19 protein-coding genes and 1 pseudogene are annotated in these 21,229 nt (G+C 63.7%); 8 read left to right on the top strand and 12 right to left on the bottom strand.

Features of this window, described 5'->3' with window-relative positions; all coding sequences use genetic code 11:
• Positions 1-59 precede the first annotated feature (59 nt).
• Together ACREXZ_RS26660 and ACREXZ_RS26665 are read left to right on the top strand one after the other, a co-directional pair.
• Positions 60-263: a DUF1289 domain-containing protein gene (locus tag ACREXZ_RS26660; RefSeq protein ID WP_431767128.1), complete on the top strand. Its 204-nt coding sequence runs from the start codon at positions 60-62 to the stop codon at positions 261-263.
• A 651-nt stretch (positions 264-914) separates the two neighbouring features.
• Complete coding sequence (locus ACREXZ_RS26665; RefSeq protein WP_431767129.1) at positions 915-1,376, top strand: DUF3761 domain-containing protein; 462 nt, start codon at positions 915-917, stop codon at positions 1,374-1,376.
• A gap of 223 nt (positions 1,377-1,599) precedes the next feature.
• Here the strand turns inward: ACREXZ_RS26665 and ACREXZ_RS26670 are convergent, their stop codons facing one another.
• Entirely contained in the window at positions 1,600-3,192 is a 1,593-nt protein-coding gene (locus ACREXZ_RS26670; protein ID WP_431767130.1) for an ABC-F family ATPase, read from the bottom strand.
• A gap of 351 nt (positions 3,193-3,543) precedes the next feature.
• Between ACREXZ_RS26670 and ACREXZ_RS26675 the strand changes: the two genes are divergently transcribed.
• Positions 3,544-3,753, top strand: coding sequence for a dodecin (locus tag ACREXZ_RS26675; RefSeq protein ID WP_431767131.1), 210 nt, complete (start codon positions 3,544-3,546; stop codon positions 3,751-3,753).
• 94 nt (positions 3,754-3,847) lie between these two features.
• Here ACREXZ_RS26675 and ACREXZ_RS26680 read toward each other — a convergent pair whose 3' ends face one another.
• Positions 3,848-4,663: an SDR family oxidoreductase gene (locus ACREXZ_RS26680; protein ID WP_431767132.1), complete on the bottom strand. Its 816-nt coding sequence runs from the start codon at positions 4,661-4,663 to the stop codon at positions 3,848-3,850.
• Between the two features lie 36 nt (positions 4,664-4,699).
• Here ACREXZ_RS26680 and ACREXZ_RS26685 point away from each other — a divergent pair, with 36 nt between their 5' ends.
• A complete protein-coding gene (locus ACREXZ_RS26685) occupies positions 4,700-5,689 on the top strand; it encodes a cupin domain-containing protein (RefSeq protein WP_431767133.1) in 990 nt (329 codons plus the stop codon).
• Between the two features lie 21 nt (positions 5,690-5,710).
• On the opposite strand, the gene ACREXZ_RS26690 is transcribed toward ACREXZ_RS26685, so the two are convergent.
• The 4 genes from ACREXZ_RS26690 to ACREXZ_RS26705 are packed head-to-tail and all read right to left on the bottom strand — an operon-like array spanning position 5,711 to position 10,572.
• On the bottom strand, positions 5,711-6,802 hold the full coding sequence (locus tag ACREXZ_RS26690) for a BMP family ABC transporter substrate-binding protein (protein ID WP_431767134.1): 1,092 nt from the start codon (positions 6,800-6,802) through the stop codon (positions 5,711-5,713).
• A gap of 60 nt (positions 6,803-6,862) precedes the next feature.
• Positions 6,863-7,792, bottom strand: a complete 930-nt coding sequence (locus ACREXZ_RS26695; RefSeq protein ID WP_431767135.1) for an ABC transporter permease — start codon at positions 7,790-7,792, stop codon at positions 6,863-6,865.
• 28 nt (positions 7,793-7,820) lie between these two features.
• Positions 7,821-8,927, bottom strand: coding sequence for an ABC transporter permease (locus tag ACREXZ_RS26700; RefSeq protein WP_431767136.1), 1,107 nt, complete (start codon positions 8,925-8,927; stop codon positions 7,821-7,823).
• A gap of 58 nt (positions 8,928-8,985) precedes the next feature.
• The gene (locus ACREXZ_RS26705) at positions 8,986-10,572 is read right to left on the bottom strand and encodes an ABC transporter ATP-binding protein (RefSeq protein ID WP_431767137.1); all 1,587 of its coding nucleotides are present in this window, start codon (positions 10,570-10,572) and stop codon (positions 8,986-8,988) included.
• Between the two features lie 247 nt (positions 10,573-10,819).
• On the opposite strand from ACREXZ_RS26705, the gene ACREXZ_RS26710 reads away from it, so the two are divergent.
• Positions 10,820-11,752 (top strand): LysR substrate-binding domain-containing protein, encoded by a 933-nt coding sequence (locus ACREXZ_RS26710; protein WP_431767138.1) that lies wholly within the window; start codon positions 10,820-10,822, stop codon positions 11,750-11,752.
• 22 nt (positions 11,753-11,774) lie between these two features.
• Here ACREXZ_RS26710 and ACREXZ_RS26715 read toward each other — a convergent pair whose 3' ends face one another.
• On the bottom strand, positions 11,775-13,169 hold the full coding sequence (locus tag ACREXZ_RS26715; RefSeq protein WP_431767139.1) for an 8-oxoguanine deaminase: 1,395 nt from the start codon (positions 13,167-13,169) through the stop codon (positions 11,775-11,777).
• Between the two features lie 577 nt (positions 13,170-13,746).
• On the opposite strand from ACREXZ_RS26715, the gene uraH reads away from it, so the two are divergent.
• The 3 genes and pseudogenes from uraH to ACREXZ_RS26730 form a co-directional block, all read left to right on the top strand.
• Entirely contained in the window at positions 13,747-14,100 is a 354-nt protein-coding gene (gene uraH, locus ACREXZ_RS26720; RefSeq protein WP_431767140.1) for a hydroxyisourate hydrolase, read from the top strand.
• 265 nt (positions 14,101-14,365) lie between these two features.
• A complete protein-coding gene (locus ACREXZ_RS26725) occupies positions 14,366-15,559 on the top strand; it encodes a urate hydroxylase PuuD (protein WP_431767141.1) in 1,194 nt (397 codons plus the stop codon).
• Positions 15,560-16,733: 1,174 nt separating this feature from the next.
• Positions 16,734-16,879: pseudogene (locus tag ACREXZ_RS26730) on the top strand (IS6 family transposase); the annotation flags it as partial.
• A 137-nt stretch (positions 16,880-17,016) separates the two neighbouring features.
• On the opposite strand, the gene ACREXZ_RS26735 reads toward ACREXZ_RS26730, so the two are convergent.
• From ACREXZ_RS26735 to ACREXZ_RS26755, 5 genes are all read right to left on the bottom strand, one after another.
• Complete coding sequence (locus ACREXZ_RS26735; protein WP_431767142.1) at positions 17,017-17,529, bottom strand: ureidoglycolate lyase; 513 nt, start codon at positions 17,527-17,529, stop codon at positions 17,017-17,019.
• A 4-nt stretch (positions 17,530-17,533) separates the two neighbouring features.
• Positions 17,534-18,544, bottom strand: coding sequence for an allantoicase (alc, locus tag ACREXZ_RS26740; RefSeq protein ID WP_431767143.1), 1,011 nt, complete (start codon positions 18,542-18,544; stop codon positions 17,534-17,536).
• Positions 18,545-18,604: 60 nt separating this feature from the next.
• On the bottom strand, positions 18,605-19,126 hold the full coding sequence (gene uraD, locus ACREXZ_RS26745) for a 2-oxo-4-hydroxy-4-carboxy-5-ureidoimidazoline decarboxylase (RefSeq protein WP_431767144.1): 522 nt from the start codon (positions 19,124-19,126) through the stop codon (positions 18,605-18,607).
• Positions 19,123-20,091 (bottom strand): allantoinase PuuE, encoded by a 969-nt coding sequence (gene puuE, locus ACREXZ_RS26750; protein ID WP_431767145.1) that lies wholly within the window; start codon positions 20,089-20,091, stop codon positions 19,123-19,125. The genes uraD and puuE overlap by 4 nt, the downstream gene beginning before the upstream one ends.
• Positions 20,092-20,277: 186 nt before the next feature.
• Positions 20,278-21,099: an aspartate/glutamate racemase family protein gene (locus tag ACREXZ_RS26755; protein WP_431767146.1), complete on the bottom strand. Its 822-nt coding sequence runs from the start codon at positions 21,097-21,099 to the stop codon at positions 20,278-20,280.
• Positions 21,100-21,229 lie beyond the last annotated feature (130 nt).

Consider the following 21,229-nt stretch of genomic DNA (forward strand, 5'->3'; position numbering starts at 1 on the left):
GGTTAACATGCCGGGACTCGCTTCGTCGTTTCCCGCTTTCACGTTTTCAGGTTTCCCCGATGGCATCCAATCTTCACGACCTTCCCGACAGCCCCTGCATCGGCGTCTGCTCGACGCTCTTCGACGAAGTCTGCAAGGGTTGCGGCCGTACCGCGGGAGAAGTCGCGAACTGGGTGTTCCTGACCGACGACGAGAAACGCACGGTGTGGGAGCGCATCCAGCGCGAAGGCACCGCGATGCGCTTTCAGTACGACAAGCTGTAGTACGGCGCGCTCAGGCCGGCCTGGCCGCCTCCAGCCGCATCGATTCGTACCCGGGATATCCCTCCATCCCGTACTTGCATAACGCTGACTGGAAATTCCGTCCTGGGCTTCCACCGACCGAAATCCCCCACCGCGTGATGTACGGCTTATGGATGGGGATAACGAGCGCCACATTGCAGCGGCTATTGAATTCATGCGATGAGCACGAAAACGCTCAAACATGAATAACGCGGCGCCACCCAACTGTTGCCGATGAGCGAATTACCGGACTCATCGCCAGATGCGCTGAATCTGCACGGCGAATCGATGAACCGATGGCGGCCTGTCCGCTCATGCCATGGCGCCCATTCCGGGCAGGTCGCCGGTTCGAGCAGTTTTACAAGAACTAACAAAATGACGCTCATACCGGTAGACGAAAAGCGTGAGTAACGCGTTATACCCGTCAGTGCCGACCATTCCTGTAGCACGGATTGGCACAACCCACGATGGGTTTTCACGAGTAATTCGATAATCGGTACGCTTATTGGGAATAATCAGGCCGGCAATCCCGGAAGTTCAGGAAGTCATACATTGTCGCAACGAGCACGAGCCTGATGACTCAAGCGCGTGCATTAAAAACGATTTCCCTGTCACTCACCTAGAGGATTCACCATGAACAAGTCGCTTCTTTCCATCGTAGTGGCCGCAAGCATGCTCACCGCAACGGCTGTCTATGCACAGGCTCCGGCCAGCGCACCGGCAGGATCGACCGCACTCTGCAAGGACGGCTCGTTCTTTTCGGGCGCGACGAAAAAAGGTGCCTGCGCCGGTCATAAGGGCGTGAAGACCTGGTACGGCGCGTCGGGCGCCGCTGCACCGGCTGCCGGCGCTTCCGCTGCCCCGGCAGCAGCACCGGCAGCAGCGACACCGGCTTCCTCCGCTGCGCCCGCTGCGAGCATGAAGGCGGCGGCGACTGGCGGCGGCCCCGGCCAGGTCTGGGCCAACCCGAAGAGCAAGACGTATCATTGCCCGACCGACAAGTATTACGGCAAGACGAAGAGCGGCTCCTACATGAGCGAAGCGGCAGCGAAAGCCGCCGGCTACCACGCCGATCACGGCAAGGCCTGCTCGTAAGCTTTATCCGGCGGTGCGCCCCTTCAGCAGCGACGATATAAACGGGGGCGCACCCACCGGCACAATGGCAAACGGCTTGAAGCACACCGTATTGCTAATTGACTCCATCTGGATCTGGATTGCTCCGCTGATCCTTGCGCCCTTCGCCCTGCTATTCACGCTCATTCCCGCAGCGGTGTTTCTTTACTTGCGCCGTCAAGTACAACCGGCGTGAACCGGGCTCTTACTCCACCCCCTGGCTCGCCAGGAAATCCTCGTAATTCCCACCAAAGTCGTTCAGCTTGCCATCGGTCTTCACTTCGATGATCCGGTTGGCCAGCCCGCTCACGAACTCGCGGTCGTGCGACACGAAAATCAGCGTGCCTTCGAACTTGTCGAGCGCGATCTGCAGCGACTCGATCGACTCCATGTCCATGTGGTTGGTCGGCTCGTCCATCAGCAGCACGTTGTGGCGGCCGAGCATCAGCTTGCCCCAGATCATGCGGCCCTTCTCGCCACCCGACAGCACCTTCACCGACTTGCGGATATCGTCCGCGTTGAACAGCAGCCGGCCAAGCGTGCCGCGCACCGACTGCTCGTCGTCGCCTTCCTTGCGGTAGCCGTCGATCCATTCCATCAGCGTGACGTCGTCCGGAAACTCTTCGTAGGTATCTTGCGGCATGTAGCCGAGGTTCGCGTTTTCGGCCCACTTCACCGTGCCGTGATCGAGTTTCAGCCTGCCGAGCAGCGACCGCAGCAGCGTCGTCTTGCCCGCGCCGTTCTCGCCGATGATCGCGATACGCTCGCCCGGCTGCACGCTGATGCTGAAGCTGTTGAAGATCGTGCGGTCGTACTTCTTCGTGATGCTGTCCGCAACCACTGCGATGTTGTACAGCTTCTTCTCGTACTCGAAGCGGATGAACGGGTTCTGCCGCGACGACGGCTTGAATTCCTCGATCTTGATCTTGTCGATCATCTTCAGACGGCTGGTCGCCTGACGGGCCTTCGACTTGTTCGCCGAGAAGCGGCGCACGAAGTCCTGCAGGTCGGCGACGCGTTCCTTCGCCTTCGCGTTGGCACTCTGCTGGCGCTCGCGCGCCTGCGTGCTCGCGAGCATGTAGTCGTCGTAGTTGCCCGGATAGACCTTCAGCGTGCCGAAGTCCATGTCGGCCATGTGCGTGCAGACCTGGTTCAGGAAATGTCGATCGTGCGAGATGATGATCATCGTCGAGTTGTACTGGTTGAGCACGTCCTCCAGCCAGCGGATCGAGTTGATGTCCAGGTTGTTGGTCGGTTCGTCCAGCAGCAGCACGTCGGGCTTCGAGAACAGCGCCTGCGCGAGCAGCACGCGCAGCTTCCAGCCGGGTGCGACGCCGCTCATCGGGCCGTTGTGCAGATCGATCGCGATGCCGATGCCGAGCAGCAGTTCGCCCGCGCGCGCCTCGGCGGTGTAGCCGTCGTACTCGGCGAACTTCGCTTCGAGTTCGGCGGCGTGCATGTAGTCGTCGTCGGTGGCTTCAGGGTTCGCGTAGATCGCGTCGCGCTCGCTCATCGCGGCCCACATTTCGGTGTGGCCCATCATCACGACGTCGAGCACGCGCACGTCTTCATACGCGAACTGGTCCTGGCGCAGCTTGCCGAGGCGGACGTTCGGTTCGAGCATCACGTTGCCCGAGCTCGACTCGAGGTCGCCGCCGAGAATCTTCATGAAGGTCGACTTGCCGCAACCGTTCGCCCCAATCAGGCCATAGCGGTTCCCTTCCCCGAATTTGACCGAGATGTTCTCGAAGAGGGGCTTCGGCCCGAATTGCATGGTGATGTTGGCGGTAGACAGCACAGCGCGTCCCTTTGAAAGGTAGATCGGCGAAAAACCTGTGATTTTAACAGGTTCTCGTGAGCGTTTCCGGTTGCCGGCACGGGGTGGCGGGGCTTTCAGGGTCAGCCGCCCGCTGTGGCGCCGCAGGTCAGACGCCCGGTTTGACGATGCTACCCGCGTCCTTTTTCCCGCATGTGTCGGTCACCAGGATCGAAAACCCGTGGAAACGGCCGGGCATGCGTCGTACCGCTTTCCGGCCAGCCGCCGGATCGCGCCGGAAACCGGGTCGCCGCGATCCCGCGTTGCCTATACTTTTTGCAGACGCCTTTTACGAATACTTTCGCCCACCGACCCACCGAGGAGACACCGACCATGAACGACCACGTCTACAAGCACATCGACCTCACCGGCTCGTCGACGAAATCGAGCGACGACGCGGTCCGCACCGCGATCGAAAAGGCATCGAAGACGCTGCGCAACCTGCACTGGTTCGAGGTGACCGACACGCGCGGCCATATCGAAGACGGCAAGGTCGTGCACTGGCAGGTGACGATCAAGGTCGGCCTGCGGATTGAAGATTGAAGACTAGCCGGCAGCATTGCGCCTGTCGATAGTCGAGAAAAAAGCCGCGCCTGATGAGGCGCGGCTTTGCAAACGCGGAGCGTCGATCCGGCAGCTACTGCTGCACCCCAAACGCTCGATGCATCTCAGCCAGAAAGGCCTCCTTGCCCAGCGCGGCATGCTTCTCCGCAGCGGCTACCGCGTCCGCGCCGGCCGGGAATCGAAGGGTCGGGCCCGTGTCGTTGACCGCCCGAAGCACCGCGGTGGCAACGTCCTCGATACTGGTCGTGACTTTGGGAAGACTGCTCATCAGGACGTTTAGCTGTGGCTGGTAAGGCGCTGGAAACGAGTGCTCGTCATTGAGCGCCATCATGTTCGATTCGAACTTCGTGTCGGGCCCATAACCGGGCTCCACCAGCTTCACATGGATGCCGAGCGGTGCCAGCTCGTGATAGAGCGCCTGCGAGAAGCCATCGACGGCAATTTTGCTGGCCGCGTACACCGAAACCATCGGCGCCGGGTTGTAGACCACGCGGGACGTGACGTTGACGATCGTGCCCGATCCCCGCTCGCGCATGTGCGGCACGATCGCGCGGACCATCGCCATCACACCGTAGGTGTTGGTCTCGAACATTCGCCGGATGAGTTCATCCGACGTCGTTTCGATCGGCGCGAATCCGCCGATTCCCGCATTGTTGACGAGAACGTCCACGCCCCCAAAGAGCCCGATCGCTTCGTTGACCGCTGCCTTGATGCTGTCGGCCTTTGTGACGTCGAGCGCCACGACCCGCAGACGATCGGCGGGTCCTTCGAGGGTGTTGTCACCCGGCCGCCGCATCGTGGCGATGACGTTCCAGCCGTTATCCAGAAAAAGTTGCGCGGTCGCCTTGCCGAAGCCCGACGAAGAACCAGTGATAAGAACCGTGTTCATGAATATCCGTCCTTGAGTAGATCAGAACGGATACTAGTGAATCGACGCAAGACAATCTATAATCAATCGTCCGCTTTTCTTTATAGATCGTTCAGATTGGATCCTCTCTCCTCACTCGTTGCGCTCATGCGCCCTCAGGCCGTCGTATCGAAGGTCGTCAGCGGCTCAGGTCGCTGGGGCGTTCGTTATCTTCGTTCGACCAACGCCGGCTTCGGGATGGTGATGGCTGGTCAATGCCATATCCAGGTTGGCGGGTGTGAGCCCGTTGAACTGACCGAGGGCGATTTCATATTGCTGCCGGATGGCCCGGGCTTCGTCATGCTCAGCGATCCGGACGTTGAACCCGAAGCGATGGAGATCTGCACGACTCCCGCCACGCTCGCAAAAACTCACTTCGGACCTGACACTGACGAACCCGACTTCCGCCTGCTTGGGGGGTATTTTCAGTTCAGCGCACCCAATGCGGAGATGCTGACGCAAATCATGCCGGGACCGATCCATATCGACAGTGCCAACCACTCCAGTCGCAGGATTGCCAGCACGATCGGTTCGCTAAGAGAAGAAGCGCTCGATCAGCGACCCGGACGCGACCTGATCATGCAGCGCCTGGTCGAGGTGATGCTGATCGAAGCGTTGCGCTACAGCTCGGAACAGAACGGAGAACCGGTTCGCCCCGGCCTGTTGAATGCACTGGCCGACGATCGCATCGGACGGGCGCTGACCCGCTTCCACGCCGACGTTTCACGAGCCTGGACCGTTGGGTCCCTGGCCGAAGAAGCGCTCCTTTCACGGACCGCTTTTAGCGAACGCTTCACCCGTCTCGTCGGTATGCCACCGATGGCGTATCTGATCAAATGGCGGATGGCGGTAGCCAGGGACATCCTTCACCGTGAGCGGTTGCCACAAGACGCCGTTGCAGCCGCGGTCGGTTACCAGTCCGCCAGCGCCTTCAGTACAGCGTTCCGCCGCGAGGTAGGCCAGGCCCCGGGTGAATACGCCCGGGCCAACCTGGCGCTGACAGCATAGATTCACGTCACACGTCGCCCATCACTTCGGCAACACGCTGTCCACCCCTTCGACATACCAGTTCAACCGCTGCAGTTCCGGATCGGCGAGCGTCTTGCCGGCCGGCACCTTGACCGCGCCCGTCTGATCCTTGATCGGGCCGCTGAACACGTCCCACTTGCCGCTCGCGATCTGCTCCCGCTTCGCCTCGACGGCCTTCTGCGCCACTGCCGGAATCACACCCGTGTTCAGGTCCTCCAGATCGACGGCTTTCTGCGGAATGCCCCACCACACCGGATCGTTCTTCCACTTGCCGTCCAGCACCTGCTGGATCGCCGCCGTGTAGTAGACGCCCCAGTGCCCGACCACCGAGCCGAGGTGCGCATCGGGACCGAACTTCTTCATGTCCGAATCCCAGCCGAACGCATGCACGTGCTTCTCGGACGCGGTCGCGAGCGTTGCGCTTGAATCGGTGTTCTGTAGCAGCACGTCGGCGCCCTGCCCGATCAGCGTTTCGGCGGCCTGCTTCTCCTTGCCCGGATCGAACCAGCTGTTGATCCAGATCACCTTCGTGTGCACCTTCGGATTCACCGAGCGCGCGCCGAGCGTGTACGCGTTGATGTTGCGGAGCACCTCCGGAATCGGCACCGACGCGACGAAGCCGAGCGTGTTCGTCTTCGTCACGTAACCGGCCGCGACGCCCGCGAGGTACGCGCCCTGGTACATCCGCACGTCGTAGGTACCGAAGTTCGCAGCCTTCTTGTAGCCGGTCGCGTGCAGGAACACCGTGTCCGGAAAATCCTTCGCGACTTTCAGCTCGAAATCCTGGTAGCCGAAGCTCGAGCCGATGATGATCTTGTTGCCCTTGTTCGCGAGATCGCGGAACACGCGTTCCGAATCCGCCGACTCAGGCACGTTCTCGACGCGCGTGATCTTGATCTTGCTGCCGAACTTCGCTTCGGCTTCCTTCGACCCTGCATCGTGGGCAAACGTCCAGCCCGCGTCGCCCGGATTGCCGAGGTAGACGAACGCGACGCCCGGCGCATCGGCCGCGTGGGCGCTCTGCGCAAGCGGCACCGCGGCGCCGAACGACGCAGCGGCGAACGCAAAGGCGGTCAGCAGTTTTCTTGTCATGGGTTTTCTCCTGTTGTGTCGCGGGTTGCGGGTTGAGTGCGTATGAGGTGAGATGAACATTCAGCCGGCCGCGAAGAACGGCTTGCCGAGCGACGCCGGCGCATTGAGCCGGATCGTGTTCGGATTGCGCGAGATCAGCACGAGCACGACGATCGTCGCGACGTACGGCAGCATCGCGAGAAACTGCGTCGGCACCGGCACACCGATCGCCTGCGCATAGAACTGCAGGCCGGTCACCGCGCCAAACAGCAGCGCGCCGATCAGGAGGCGCCCCGGGCGCCACGTCGCGAACACGACGAGCGCGAGCGCGATCCAGCCGCGTCCCGACGTCAACTGCTCCTGCCACAGATGCAGGTTGACGATCGAGTAGTAGCCGCCCGCGAGGCCCGCCATCGCGCCGCCGAACAGCACGGCACCGTAGCGCACGCCGACCACCGGAAAGCCGACCGCATGCGCGACCTGCGGCGATTCGCCGACGGAGCGCAGCACGAGCCCCGCACGGGTTCGATAGAGAAACCAGCCGACCACCGCGAACATCGCGAACGCGAGGTAGTCGAGCGGCGTCAGGCTGAAGAACGCGGGGCCGAGCACGGGCAGTTTCGACAGCAGCGGAATCGGCCATACCTCGATCGTCGCGCGCACCGCCGCCGATGTGTACGGCTTGCCGACATACGCGGATAGTCCGATACCGAAGATCGTCAGCGACAGGCCGGTCGCGACCTGGTTCGCGAGCATCGTCAATGTGAGGAACGCGAACAGCAGCGACATCGCGACGCCCGCGGCCAGCGCCGCGAGGACGCCGAGCCACGGGCTGCCGGTCACCGCGGTGACCGCGTAGCCGCTCACCGCACCCATCAGCATCATCCCTTCGACGCCGAGGTTGAGCACCCCCGATTTCTCCGCGACGAGTTCGCCGACACCGGCGAACATCAGCGGGATCGATGCGACGACGGCGCTGGAGGTCAATGCACTGGCTTGCTGGATATCCATGAGGGTCGATCTATAGAAGTCAGTGAAGTCAGTGGCCGGGCGTCGCGACGGTCCGGCGGCGCACGCGATAATTCACGAACAGGTCGGCGCCGAGCAGGCAGAACAGCAGCAGCCCCTGGAACACGCCGGAGAGCGCCTGCGGCAACTGCATCGAGGTCTGCACCGCTTCCCCGCCGAGATACAGCAGCGCCATCAGCAGGCTCGCGAGCACGATGCCGAGCGGATGCAGCCGCCCGACGAACACGACGATGATCGCGGTGAAGCCATAGCCCGGCGACCACGTCGCCTGCAGTTGACCGATCGGCCCGGCGATCTCGCCCATGCCCGCGAGGCCTGCCAAGCCACCGCTGATCAGCAGCGACATCCAGATGGTCTTGCGATCGGAGAAGCCCGCGTAGCGCGCGGCGAGCGGCGCTAGGCCGCCGACGTTCATCCGGTAGCCCGCGAAGCTCTTGCGTATGAACAGCCATACGAGCGGGATCGCGACCAGCGTGACGAAGATCGATGCGTTGAGCCGCGTGCCACGCAGGAATTTCCAGTGCCAGTCGCCGGCGAAGGTCGGGTACAACGCGTCGCCGGAAAACATCTCCGACAGCGGGAAATTCATCCCCTGCGGGTCGCGCCACGGGCCGCTCACGAGGTAGATCAGCAACTGCGTCGCGACGTACGTGAGCATCAGGCTCGTGAGAATTTCGTTGGTGTTGAAGCGGCTCTTCAGCAGCGCCGGAATCGCGGCCCATGCCATTCCACCGAGTACGCCGGCGACCATCATCGTCGGCAGGATCCACCAGCCGCTCGCCTGATCGAAGTAGATCGCGACGCCGCTCGCCGCGATGCCGCCGAGCAGCATCTGCCCTTCCGCGCCGATGTTCCACACATTCGCGCGATAGCCGATCGCGAGGCCGAGGCCGATCAGGCACAGCGGCGATGCCTTCAGCAACAGTTCGGCCCAGCCATTCACGCTCGACAGCGGCTCGATGAAGAACGCATGCATCGCCTGCACCGGATCGCGCCCGACGAGGCCAAAAATCAGGAAGCCGATTGCGAGCGTGAGCAGCGCGGCGACCAGCGGAACGGCGAGCTGCATCGCGCGGGACGGCGATGTGCGCGCTTCGAGTCGATACGGAAGGATCATGAGCGGTGGATCTGGATTGTCGTTGTGTGCGTTGTTCGTATCGTTCGTCGCGGGAGACTTACGCGTGCGCCGGCTCGGCGGACGGCGGCGCACTCTCGCGCTCGCCGAACAGGCCCGCCATCCAGCGGCCGATCTCCTCGGCGTTCGTGTCGCCGGTCTTGCGCACCGGCGACAACCGACCGCGCGCAAGCACCGCCACGCGATCGCAGATGTCGAACAGCTCCTCGAGTTCTTCGGAGATCACCAGAATCGCGACGCCGCGCGCCGACAGGTCGAGCAACTGCTGGCGAATAAACGCCGCCGCGCCGACGTCGACGCCCCATGTGGGCTGCGCGACGACGAGCACCTTCGGCGCCTGCAGAATCTCGCGGCCCACGATGTACTTCTGCAGATTGCCGCCCGACAGGCTCTGCGCAAGCGCGCCATCGCCGCCGCAGCGCACGTCGAACGCGTCGATGCAACGCTGCGCGAACGCCTTCATCGCGCGCGCGTCGATCCAGCCGGAGCGGACCATCTTCTGTCGATGCGCGGTGAGCAGCGCGTTTTCCGCGAGCGACATCGCCGGCACCGCGCCGCGGCCGAGCCGCTCTTCCGGCACGAACGCGAAGCCGAGCGCGCGGCGCGCACCGGCACTGAGACGTCCAGCCGGCTTGCCGCAGATCGCGATCGTGTCGGCCTGAGCCGAACGCGCCTCGCCCGACAGCGCCGCGAGCAGTTCCGCCTGGCCATTACCCGACACACCCGCGATGCCGAAGATCTCGCCGCCGTGCACGGCTAACGACACGTCGTCGAGCGACGTGCCGAACGGATCTGCACTCGCGGCCGACAGATGCCGCACGTCGAGCAGCACGTCGCCCGGCGTATGCGCGCGACGCGTGTAGTCGGGCAGCGAGTGACCGACCATCAACTGCGCGAGCGACGCATGGGTTTCGTCGCGCGGCGTCACGCGGCCTGTTACGCGACCGCCGCGCATCACCGTCGCGGTGTCGCACAGTTCCTGGATCTCGTCGAGCTTGTGGCTGATGTAGAGGATGCTGCAGCCTTCGGCCGCGAGCCGGCGCAACGTCTCGAACAGTTTGCGTACCGCCTGCGGCGTGAGCACCGAGGTCGGTTCGTCCATGATCAGCAGACGCGGATTCTGCAGCAGGCAGCGCACGATCTCGACGCGCTGCCGCTCGCCGACCGTGAGGCTGTGCACGTGACGCTGCGGATCGATGTCGAGGCCGTAGTCGGCGGAGACTTCACGGATGCGCTTGCCGAGGGCCTTCAGGTCGAACGGTTCGTCGAGTGCGAGCGCGATGTTTTCGCCGACCGTCAACGTCTCGAACAGCGAGAAGTGCTGGAACACCATGCCGATACCGAGCTTGCGCGCCGCCGCTGGACTCGCGATCTCGACAGCCTCGCCCTCCCAACGAATCTCGCCCGCGTCCGGCCGCACCGCGCCGTAGATGATCTTCATCAGCGTGCTCTTGCCCGCGCCGTTTTCGCCGAGCACCGCGTGGATCTCGCCGGGCGCGACCGTCAGCGTCACGTCGTCGTTTGCGCGCACGGCCGGGTACTGCTTGCTGATGCCCGCGAGCGCGAGGCGGGGAGGCGCGGAGGCCGGGTTGCCTGTACGGGAAGAAGCCGTGGAAGAGTCGTTCATGAGAGTCCGTCGTGCGTCGAAACACCGTCCGCGGCGCGGGGCTACAGCCCTGGAAGGGCTTTGTGCGCCGCACAGCCGTTTGACGATACCTAATTCGCCCAGCCCAGTCGAGCCGTCAAAAATCCCGGAAAGCCGCGCCACAGCACGCTTTGCGGGTTACCCACCCTTGACGCCGCTTTATGTCCATATTAAAAGTCATATACCCCCACGCCTACTCGATCAGCCTGTACATATATTTGGAGAAGTCATGAGCCAGCAACGCGAGGCGATCGACACCTATCTGTTGCGCGTCCTGCATACCCTGCTGATGGAGCGCAGCGTGACGCGCGCCGCCGTCAAGCTGAACCAGTCGCAGCCCGCGATCAGCGCGGCGCTGCGACGCCTGCGCGACATCACCGGCGACCCGCTGCTGGTACGCGGCAAGTCGGGCATGGTGCCGACCGAGTACGGTCTGCGCCTGCTCGAGCCGGTGCAGAACGCGCTGCGCGAAATCGAGCGCATCAAGTTCCAGCAACACAACTTCGATCCGGCGACGTCGATCCGCTGTTACCGGATCGGCTGCCCCGACTACCTGAACGTGCTGTTCGTGCCGACCGTCGTCGAGCGCTTTCGCCTCGCCGCGCCGAACGCGACGCTCGAGTTTCATTCGCTCGGTCCCGCGTTCGACTATGAACTCGCGCTCGAGGACGGCAAGCTCGACATCGTCGTCGGCAACTGGCCGGAGCCGCCCGAGCAGCTGCATCTGTCGAACCTGTTCGTCGACCAGATCGTCTGCCTGATGAGCAGCACGCATCCGTTCGCGAAACGCGGCGGCCTTACGCTCGACCAGTACCTGAACGCGCCGCATCTCGCGCCGACGCCTTATTCGGTTGGCCAGCGCGGCGCGATCGACGTGCATCTCGCGCGCGAACGGCTGAAGCGCCACGTCGTCGTCACGCTGCCGTACTTCAATCTCGCGCCGTACGTGCTCGTCAAGTCGGACCTGATCTTCACGACGACGCGCCTCTTCGCCGATCACTACTCGAAGTTCCTGCCGCTCACCGTCGTGCCGGCGCCGCTCGACTTCCCGCCGATGCAGTACTACCAGCTGTGGCACGAACGCTGCCACTATTCCGACGAAGTGCGCTGGCTGCGCAGCCTCGTCGCCGAGGCCACACGAGCGCTGATCGACAAGCCCTGACGGGTTTCACGTCACGGCACGTTCACGCGGATGCCTGATAAAGCGTCTGCGCGAGCCGGTTGTGGCGCTCGATCTGCGGCCCGAGATCGAGCGTCGTCAGTACGCCCTCCTTCACGACCATACGCCCGCCGATCACGCTGTACGCGACCTGCGACGGCGCGCAGAACACCAGCGCTGCGACCGGGTCGTGCAACGCGCCCGCAAAGAGCGGCTGCCGCAGATCGAACGCGACGAAATCCGCAGCCATCCCCGGTGCGAGCGCGCCGATGTCGTCGCGGTTCAGCACCCGCGCGCCGCCGAGCGTCGCGATCTCGAGCGCCTCACGTGCGGTCATCGCATCCGGTCCAAAACCGACCCGCTGCAGCAGCAACGCCTGACGCACTTCGGCGACCATCTGCGCCCCATCGTTCGACGCCGAGCCATCGACCCCGAGCCCGACCGGCACACCCGCGAGCCGCATCCGTTTGATCGGCGCGATCCCCGACGCGAGCCGCATGTTCGAGCACGGGCAATGCGCGACGCCGGTGCCAGTGCGCGCGAACAGCGCGATGCCCGGATCGTCGAGCTGCACGCAGTGCGCATGCCACACGTCGCGCCCGACCCAGCCGAGATCTTCCGCATATTCGGCCGGCGTCATGCCGAATTTCTCGCGGCTGTACGCGACGTCGTTGACGTTCTCCGCGAGGTGCGTGTGCAGCGACACGCCGTAGTGCCGCGCGAGCACCGCCGATTCGCGCATCAGATCGCGGCTCACCGAGAACGGCGAACACGGCGCGACGACGACGCGCAGCATCGCGTAACGGCCGTCGTCGTGATACGTCTCGATGAGCCGCTGCGTGTCCTTCAGGATGTCCGCTTCGCGCTCCACCACCGAATCGGGCGGCAAGCCGCCGTCCTTCTGACCGACGCTCATGCTGCCGCGGCTCGCATGAAAACGCATGCCGATCCGCTGCGCCGCCGCGATGCTGTCGTCGAGCCGGCTGCCGTTCGGGTAGATGTACAGATGGTCGCTCGACGTCGTGCAGCCCGACAGCAGCAGTTCGGCCATTGCGGTGAGCGTCGACACCTCGATCATCTCGGGCGTGAGGTGCGCCCATATCTTGTACAGGCTCGTCAGCCAGCCGAACAGCTCGGCGTCCTGCGCGGCGGGAATCGCACGCGTCAGGCTCTGGTACATGTGGTGATGCGTGTTCACGAGTCCCGGAATCACCAGATGTCCGCGCAGGTCGAGCACCTCGTCGGCGGTCTGCGGCAGCTCCGCCGTCGGACCGACCGCGACGATCCGGTTGTCTTCGATAAAGAGACCGGCATCGCGCCACTCGTGGCGCGCGTCGTCCATCGTCACCAGCACGTCGGCATGCCGGACCAGGATCGTCCGGCCTCGTTGTATGTGCTGTGCAGCCGCTTCCGTCGTCATTCGTTTCTCCGCCTCTGGTTCGTGCCGCGGCGGCGGGTCGTCGGAACGACACCCTGCCGGCGCGGCGTGTGCAACGTCGTCCGAACGCGGTGAGGCGGCAGCACCGGCAGTCCCGGGAAGCCGCGCCATCGCGCCGGCCGGACGCGAGAGCCCGGTTACCCGGCGCGCTGCGCCGTCTTCGGGATGCGCAGCGGCGCTGCGCACAGGCATAACCTTCGCGGGCCAAAATTGCGCTGGCAATTCACGCGGCTGCGATACCCGCCTTCACGGACTCAATATAGTGGGTGTTTTTGGCGCCGGTACGATCGATTCCGCGAGGCGGTATCGCCCGGGCAGGTGTGACAAGGCATCCGGGCTGGCGCATGCTGGTTGGGGTCAGGCCAGCCGTCATGCGTGCGGCTTTATGTTGCCTATCGCTCGCGTTCGACGGCATCCGTTCTTTTTACAATGGCTGCCACGGCGCTCGCATCGATCCGCCGACGGGTATGTAGCCACTGACGTGGAGCCTCGATCCGCCGCATGCATGACGGATCGGGCCGCCGCCGAAACCTCGCATTCAAGCAAAGGAAAACTGCGAATGGGCAAGCTCACTACCCACGTACTCGACACCGCGAACGGCCGTCCCGGCGCGGGCATCAAGGTCGAACTCTTCGCGCTCGCGGGCGACACGCGTCGCGCGCTGAAAACCGTCGTCACGAACAACGACGGTCGCTGCGACGAACCGCTGCTCACCGGCGACGCACTGCAGGCAGGCGAATACGAACTCGTGTTCCACGCGGGCGACTACTTCGCCGCCGCAGGCGCGAACCTGCCGCAACCGCGCTTCGTCGATCGCGTCGTGCTGCGCTTCGGTATCGCCGATCCGCAATCGCACTATCACGTGCCGCTGCTGGTGTCGCCGTGGTCGTACAGCACGTATCGCGGTAGTTAAGCGGTAGCTGGAACATCACGCCGCGGACGCGTCCCGTCGACAGCCAGCCGCCGCATTTCGCAGAGTGTGAGGAGACCTCCGCAGATACCTGCGAAATGCAGCGAGCTATATCGGCTGACGACATCTGTACGACGCAGATCCAGCGACAGCAAACGAAGACAACGCGCGTCGCACGCACCGTATGCCCTACAAGCGCCATCCGTGCGCAGGCATCGAAGGTTTCAGGACAGCGTCGCGCATAACGAACTGGAAGTGGAGGAGTTTCATGGAAGGCTTTATCACCGACTGGCTGAATCTCGCGATTCGCTGGTTTCACGTCGTCGTCGCGATTGCGTGGATCGGCGAGTCGTTTTATTTCGTCGCGCTCGACAACAGCCTGAAACCGCCGCAGGACGCGAATCAGCGCAAGCGCGGCGTGTTCGGCGAGCTGTGGCACGTGCACGGCGGCGGCTTCTACAACATGCAGAAGTACACTGTTGCGCCGCCCGAAATGCCCGACGACCTGCACTGGTCGAAGTGGCCGTCGTACACGACGTGGCTGTCCGGTTTCAGTCTCTTCACCGTGCTGTACCTGATGGCGCCGAACACCTACCTGATCGACAAGAACGTGCTCGACATGGGCCCGGTCGTCGCGATCTTCTCCGCGCTCGGCTTCCTGATGGCCGGCTGGATCGTCTACGACTCGCTGTGCCGGCTGCTCGGCAACAAGGACAAGGTGCTCGGCATCTGCGTCGGCCTGTACGTGCTGATCGCCGCGTGGCTCGCGTGCCATATTTTCGCGGGGCGCGCTGCGTACCTGATCGTGGGCGCGATGCTCGCGACGATCATGTCGGCGAACGTGTTCTTCGTGATCATTCCGGGTCAGCGCAAGGTGGTCGCCGCGATGCTCAAGGGCGACACGCCGAATCCGATCTATGGCAAGCGCGGCAAGCAGCGCTCGGTGCACAACACGTATTTCACGCTGCCGGTCGTGTTCGCGATGCTGTCGAATCACTACGCGATGACTTACACGCATCCGTACAACTGGGCCGTGCTCGCGGTGATCATGCTGGCTGGTGCGATGATCCGCCAGTTCTTCGTGATGCGCCATCGCGGTCAGGTGCTGTGGTATCTGCCGCTCGGCGGCGTCGCGTTGATGGCTGCTGCACTGGCCTGGACGATACCGAAGCCGATCGTGCCGCAGGCGCAGGCGGCGAACCAGCCGGCCCTCAAGGTCGCCGACATCGTGCCGGTGCTGCAGCAGCGCTGCATCGCGTGCCACTCCGCGCATCCGACGCTGATGGGCAGTGCACCGGCCGGCGTGCTGTTCGATACGCCCGACGAGATCTCGCAGAACGCCCAGCGCATCTATCAGCAGGCGGTGACGCTAAAGGCGATGCCGCTTGGCAACGTTACGCATATGACCGATGCGGAGCGGTTGAAGATTGCGGCGTGGTTTGAAGCGGGGGCGGCGAAGTAGGTTTGGCGGGTGGCTCCGGCGTCATGCGGATGGATGGCGCTGGAGCATTGGCAGGTGCTTCGATGAAACGGGCTGTGCGCAAAAGCGCGTGGCCCGTTTTTTTTGGGGGGTTCCTGCGTTCGCGCGCTGCGTGTGAAATGCGTGGGACGTGTGGGTTCGAGGCTGCCTCACGTAACGTGATTTCATGACTTACCTGTACCCGCATGGCGCTCGCTAAACTGGACACTGGCCACTGCAAGGTGACGGGCGCGGCTAGCGATGGAGTATTTTCATTTTCCATCATCCGATCGTTTAGATCTTGAGTCACTTTTCCTGGAATCATCGAGATCAGTATCGGAGTCGCGCCTCTCCTTGATTTGCAGAAAAATAGAAATAGCCCTGTCGCCGACTGCAATAACAATCCATACCGTCAAGCCAACCAGGCTGAAGGCGTCCAAGTTCTCTATCTCAATGATTGGTTGGCGAAATAGCGTTGTTCATGTGGTCAGGGATGTGTGCCAGACGGCCAGACACATCCCTTTACGGGACTCACAATGGCGGTGCGGCGGTGCCACAACAACACGCCGCCGACAAATATCGTCTTTCGCATTGCAGTTTCCGCTTAACGTTCAGCGCCAACCCCGATGCCATCCGCCTCGATAATAACCATACCCAGGATGTCCCCAGCCGGCGTGATACCTGCCATACCCAGGGTGACCCCACCAGCCATATCCAGCATGCCACCAGCCCCAGCCGACACCGACGTGATATCGCCAGAGATAGCCCGGAGCAGGCACAACCCCTACCGGAGCGACGTAGACCACACCGGCTGGCGCTACCGCAGGAGGTTCGACTACCACGGGAGCGGGTACTACGACGGACGGTGGAGGAGCCACATATACAGGTGCGGGCGCGACGTAAACCGGCGCGGGTACGCCGACGCTCAGTCCTACCGAGACACCCGCAATCGCTGGTTGTGACGCAGCAAAAACCAGTGTTCCGAGTCCGAGGGCAGCAAGCAACATCGATTTCATTTGAGACTCCTACGTTCGACAAATCCATCCTGTTGATGACCTGTCGTTTCTCTTATACGAAGGGAGCATCCGAAATCCGTCGCGTGTCGGGCGAAATTTTTGTCACCCGGGCGTGCCTGACTACAAGCCGCTTTCAAAACGGTGACAGCAACTAGACGGCGGCGAGGCGGTTGATGCGCAAGCGGCTCAAGCGTCACGTCCGCCCGCGCGTGGTAGTGACGGACAAACTGCGCAGCTACGGGGCGGCGAACAGCGAACTATGCCTGCACGTCGAACATTGCAGCACAGAGGACTGAATAACCGGGCGAGCGCTCGAGAAGATGACGCGCCATACCCCTGCCCGCCCTTTTCCGCACCCCCAAAAACAAAACGCCTGCCGCATCCGCGACAGGCGTTCTCAATTCCGACTTGTGCAGCAACACGCACCCGAAAGCGCGCGTCAGCTCACACGCTGACGGCCCGCATCGCATCCTCCGTCAACCACACCGACTCATCCAGATCCTGCTCGTTCAGATTCAGCCCCTCCCCACCCCGATCGACGACGATAAAATCGCTCACCTCGCCGAGCGCGATCAGCGGATGGTGCCACACGCCCTTCGCGTAATTCACGCCCTGCCAGCCGCTCGTGACGAACGCGCGGATCGCGTGCGGATCGAGTAGGCCCGCCGGCGCGACGACGACCAGGTACGGCTTGTCGTTCAGCGGCACGAATGCCTGACTGCCGAGCGGATGCCGTTCGAGCATCGTCACTTCGAATGGCAGCGTGCGCGGCTGGCCGCGAAACAGGTTCACGAGCGCGCGACCGCTCTCGTCGGTGACGTCCACTTTCGCGAGATCGTGATAGCGGATCGTCGTGCCGAGATTGATCGGAATCTGCTTCGCGCCTTCGAGTTCGATCACGTCGCCGAACGGGGCGAACGCGGCGCGGGTCAACGGTTCGATTGCGAGCGTCTTCATCGGATCAGGCCAGCGTGCCCCACAGACGCAGCCGCGACACGCCGCCGTCCGGGAAGATGTTGAAGCGCACGTGCGTGACGGACCCAAGCGCGGCCAGTTCGCTTTCGTAGTGATGCTGCTTGTCCATCTGCAGCTTCTGCTCGCCGACCAGCACGGGCCAGAACATCGCCTGCGTGACGAGCGAACTGTCGGTGCCGCCCGTCACATGCGCGGCCTGCAGCGAACAGCGGTCCGGATAGTTGCCCTTGAAGTGCGCGGTATCGACTTCGATCTTGCGGATCACGCCCGGCTGCGCCAGCTCGACGATCGCCCAGTCATTGCCCGGTTCGCGGCGCCGGCGCGTTTCCCAGCCGTCGCCCATGTTCACGCCGCGGCCCGGCATCAGCAGCGTCGATGCGGCGCCGAAATGCTGGTTGTTCGCACCGACGATGCGCGCGCCGTTTTCCATCGCGGCCAGATCGAACAGTTCGGTGCGACTCGCTCCTGCCCAGTCGACCTGCGGCTGCCCGTACACGCGCAGCCGCGCAATGCCGCCGTCCGGATAGATGTTCACGCGCAGATGCGTCCACGCATTCGCATCGGCGACTTCGACGTAGTGATGGCTGTTGCCCTGCAACGTGGTCGACGGCACGATTTCGGTCCATTGCGTCGACGCATTCGGCGCACCGTCCACCACGCGCGCCGCCTCGACCGATGCGGCCGGCGGGAAGTTGCCGGTGAAGTGGCTCGTGTCGAGATCGAGTCCCTTGACGACGCCCGGCCGCGCGAGCTTCACGATGCACCAGTCGTAGCCGCTGATGCGCTTGCGACGCGTTTCCCAGCCGTCCATCCACTTGCCGTGATCGTCGTATTTGCCGGGGATGAAGACGGCCGGCTCCGGATTCAGCATGCGCTCCTTCGGCGCGAAGAAGTCGTCGCTGGTCTCGAGCGCCTGCGCGCCGAGACGCGGGTCCGCGAGATTCACATAGCGGCGCGTGAAGTCCGGTGCGTTGGGGTCGAGAATCGGGAGTGCCATCGTTGTCTTCCTTGCTGTTGTGTTGTCTGCTGTGTGTCGTGCGCTGTGTCGTTATTGAGCTCAGGCGTCGATCAATTCGTCGAGTCTGAAGCGTGCGATCCGGTAGATCTGGTCGAGGCTCGCGCGCAGTTCGTCCGCGCGCGTGTGATTCACGCGGGCCTCGAAGTTCGCGATGATGCCGTGCCGGTCGTAGCCCCGCACCGCGAGAACGAACGGAAAGCCGAACTTCTCGCGATACGCGGCGTTCAGCGCGACGAGCCGGTCGAATTCCTGCTGCGTACATTGGTCGAGCCCGGCGCCGCTCTGCTCGCGGGTCGACTCCGCCGTCAGTTCGCCGCGCACGGCGGCCTTGCCGGCCAGTTCCGGGTGCGCGTTGATCAGCACGAGTTGCGTTGCTTCGCCCGCGTCCTCGACGATGCCGGACATCGCGTGATGCAACGCGTCGACGCTCGCGAACGGACGCATGCTGGCGGCCGCTTCAGCGACCCACGGCGAGTGTTCGAAGATGCCGGAGAGCGCCGCGACGAACGCGTCGGTCGAGCCAGTGTTCAGTTGATCGAGTGTGTAGTGCATCGCCTTCATGCCGCGGCTCCGCCGGGCGTGGGTTGAGTCGGTTGGGTCGGTTGATAAGGATGATGTTCGCGCCAGTGACGCGCGATGTCGACGCGTCGCGTCACCCACACGCGATCGTGCCGCTCGATGTGATCGAGAAAACGCTGCAGTGCGCGGAACCGTCCGGGCCGGCCGAGCAGCCGGCAGTGCATGCCGATCGACAGCATCTTCGGTGCTTCGGCGCCCTCTTCGTAGAGCACGTCGAATGCGTCGCGCAGATACGTGAAGAAGTGGTCGGCGGTGTTGAAGCCCTGCGGCGACGCGAAGCGCATGTCGTTGGTGTCGAGCGTGTACGGCACGATCAGCTGCGGCACGCTCACGCCGCCCGTCACCCCGACGTCCATCCAGAACGGCAGGTCGTCGCCGTAGTAATCGGAGTCGTACAGGAAACCGCCGTATTCGGCGACGAGCCGGCGAGTATTCGGGCTGTCGCGGCCGGTGTACCAGCCGAGCGGACGCTCGCCCGTCACACGCTCGATCGCTTCCATGCCGAGCCGCATGTGTTCCGCTTCGCGCTCCGGCGACATGTCCTGATAGTGAATCCAGCGATAACCGTGGCACGCGATCTCGTGACCGAGCTCGACGAACGCGCGCGCGACCTCCGGATGCCGCTCGATCGCCATGCCGACACCGAACACCGTCAGCGGCAGTCCGCGCTTCTCGAATTCACGCAGGATGCGCCACACGCCTGCGCGCGATCCGTATTCGTAGATCGATTCCATGCTCATGTGGCGCGACGGGTACGACGCGGCTCCGACGATCTCCGACAGGAACTGCTCGGAGCCCGCATCGCCGTGCAGCACGCAGTTCTCGCCGCCCTCTTCGTAGTTGAGCACGAACTGCACCGCGACCCGGGCCTGCCCGGGCCAGTTCGCCTGCACCGGATGGCGGCCGTAGCCGATCAGATCGCGTGGATAGGTCGAATCGAATGGCATGGTGTGAACGAATGCAGCCTGACGGGGTGAATGACGCGCGACGTCCGCACACTGCGCGGGATGCGCGCCGGTGCGGCGGAAGACGGCAACGGGAGCGTATCCCGGGCGAGCGAAGCCGGCGCCAGGGTGGAACCAGTGTAGCGAAAACGCCCCCGTGCGCCCATACATCCACGCAGATAGTGCGGGTCAGACCGGGTGTATGTGCGGACGGCGTTCGGCGGGGGATTCGGTGACTTTGGCGGTGACTTTGGCGGTGTCGGCCGGTGTGGCATCCCCCTCCGGACTGAATCGTGCGAACTCCCCGTCGTAGCGCTTCGCCAGCGGGCGGGCGTAGTCGCCGCGCTTGGCCGTCCCGAGCCGCAGCGCGACCAGCGCCTCGACCCACTTCACAGCGGCCGTCACGCCCTCCACCACCGGCGCACCGAGCGCGTCCTCGATCTCCGCGCACAGTTCCGCCATCCCTGCGCAGCCGAGCACGATCGCATCCGACCCGTCCTCGTCGAGTGCGCGACGGCATTCGTCAAGGATGATGGCGCGCGCCGCCGAGCCGGGTTTGTCGAGATCGAGCACCGCGACATCGGTTGCGCGCACGTTGCGGCAGAAGCGTGTCATCCCGTAGCGCTCGGCGAGATGCCACGCCATCCCTCGCGTGCGCGCGAGCGTCGTCACGACCGAGAAGCCAGGCGCGAGCACACTGGCCGCGTGCATCGCGGCCTCCGCGATGCCGATCACCGGGCCTCTTGCCAGTTCACGCGCTGCATACAGGCCGGGATCGCCGAAACACGCGATCACGTAACCGTCGCAACCGTCGCGCTCGCCAGCCGCGACTTCGGCGAGCAGGCCGGGCGTGGCGAGCGCTTCGTCGTAGTAGCCTTCGATCGACGGCGGCCCCATCGGCGGGCTCACCGCGATCACCTCGGTGCCGGGTGCGACGACATCGCGTGCACAGCGCGCCATCGCATCGGTCATGCTCCACGTCGTGTTCGGGTTGATCAGTTTGATGCGCATTTCTTGTCTCCTTATATCTTGCTTTTGATTCAGAATTCAGTGGGTAGCAAGCCATTAATGGTTTGCCACCAAGCCGGTTGGCAGCCGTGGCGCAGCTTGTGTCTCCTGCGAGTTTCGAGCTCCGTCGACA

This window comes from Paraburkholderia sp., assembly GCF_050742655.1.
GTDB lineage: Bacteria > Pseudomonadota > Gammaproteobacteria > Burkholderiales > Burkholderiaceae > Paraburkholderia.

Excerpts from the sequence above, each read along its gene's own strand:
- ACREXZ_RS26665 (WP_431767129.1), top strand. The coding sequence starts at position 915 with ATGAACAAGTCGCTTCTTTCCATCGTAGTGGCCGCAAGCATGCTCACC.
- ACREXZ_RS26660 (WP_431767128.1), top strand. The coding sequence starts at position 60 with ATGGCATCCAATCTTCACGACCTTCCCGACAGCCCCTGCATCGGCGTC.
- ACREXZ_RS26680 (WP_431767132.1), bottom strand. The coding sequence starts at position 4,663 with ATGAACACGGTTCTTATCACTGGTTCTTCGTCGGGCTTCGGCAAGGCG.
- ACREXZ_RS26705 (WP_431767137.1), bottom strand. The coding sequence starts at position 10,572 with ATGAACGACTCTTCCACGGCTTCTTCCCGTACAGGCAACCCGGCCTCC.
- uraH (WP_431767140.1), top strand. The coding sequence starts at position 13,747 with ATGGGCAAGCTCACTACCCACGTACTCGACACCGCGAACGGCCGTCCC.
- ACREXZ_RS26735 (WP_431767142.1), bottom strand. The coding sequence starts at position 17,529 with ATGAAGACGCTCGCAATCGAACCGTTGACCCGCGCCGCGTTCGCCCCG.
- ACREXZ_RS26710 (WP_431767138.1), top strand. The coding sequence starts at position 10,820 with ATGAGCCAGCAACGCGAGGCGATCGACACCTATCTGTTGCGCGTCCTG.
- ACREXZ_RS26695 (WP_431767135.1), bottom strand. The coding sequence starts at position 7,792 with ATGGATATCCAGCAAGCCAGTGCATTGACCTCCAGCGCCGTCGTCGCA.
- ACREXZ_RS26675 (WP_431767131.1), top strand. The coding sequence starts at position 3,544 with ATGAACGACCACGTCTACAAGCACATCGACCTCACCGGCTCGTCGACG.
- puuE (WP_431767145.1), bottom strand. The coding sequence starts at position 20,091 with ATGCCATTCGATTCGACCTATCCACGCGATCTGATCGGCTACGGCCGC.
- ACREXZ_RS26715 (WP_431767139.1), bottom strand. The coding sequence starts at position 13,169 with ATGACGACGGAAGCGGCTGCACAGCACATACAACGAGGCCGGACGATC.
- ACREXZ_RS26700 (WP_431767136.1), bottom strand. The coding sequence starts at position 8,927 with ATGATCCTTCCGTATCGACTCGAAGCGCGCACATCGCCGTCCCGCGCG.
- ACREXZ_RS26690 (WP_431767134.1), bottom strand. The coding sequence starts at position 6,802 with ATGACAAGAAAACTGCTGACCGCCTTTGCGTTCGCCGCTGCGTCGTTC.
- ACREXZ_RS26755 (WP_431767146.1), bottom strand. The coding sequence starts at position 21,099 with ATGCGCATCAAACTGATCAACCCGAACACGACGTGGAGCATGACCGAT.
- uraD (WP_431767144.1), bottom strand. The coding sequence starts at position 19,126 with ATGAAGGCGATGCACTACACACTCGATCAACTGAACACTGGCTCGACC.
- alc (WP_431767143.1), bottom strand. The coding sequence starts at position 18,544 with ATGGCACTCCCGATTCTCGACCCCAACGCACCGGACTTCACGCGCCGC.
- ACREXZ_RS26725 (WP_431767141.1), top strand. The coding sequence starts at position 14,366 with ATGGAAGGCTTTATCACCGACTGGCTGAATCTCGCGATTCGCTGGTTT.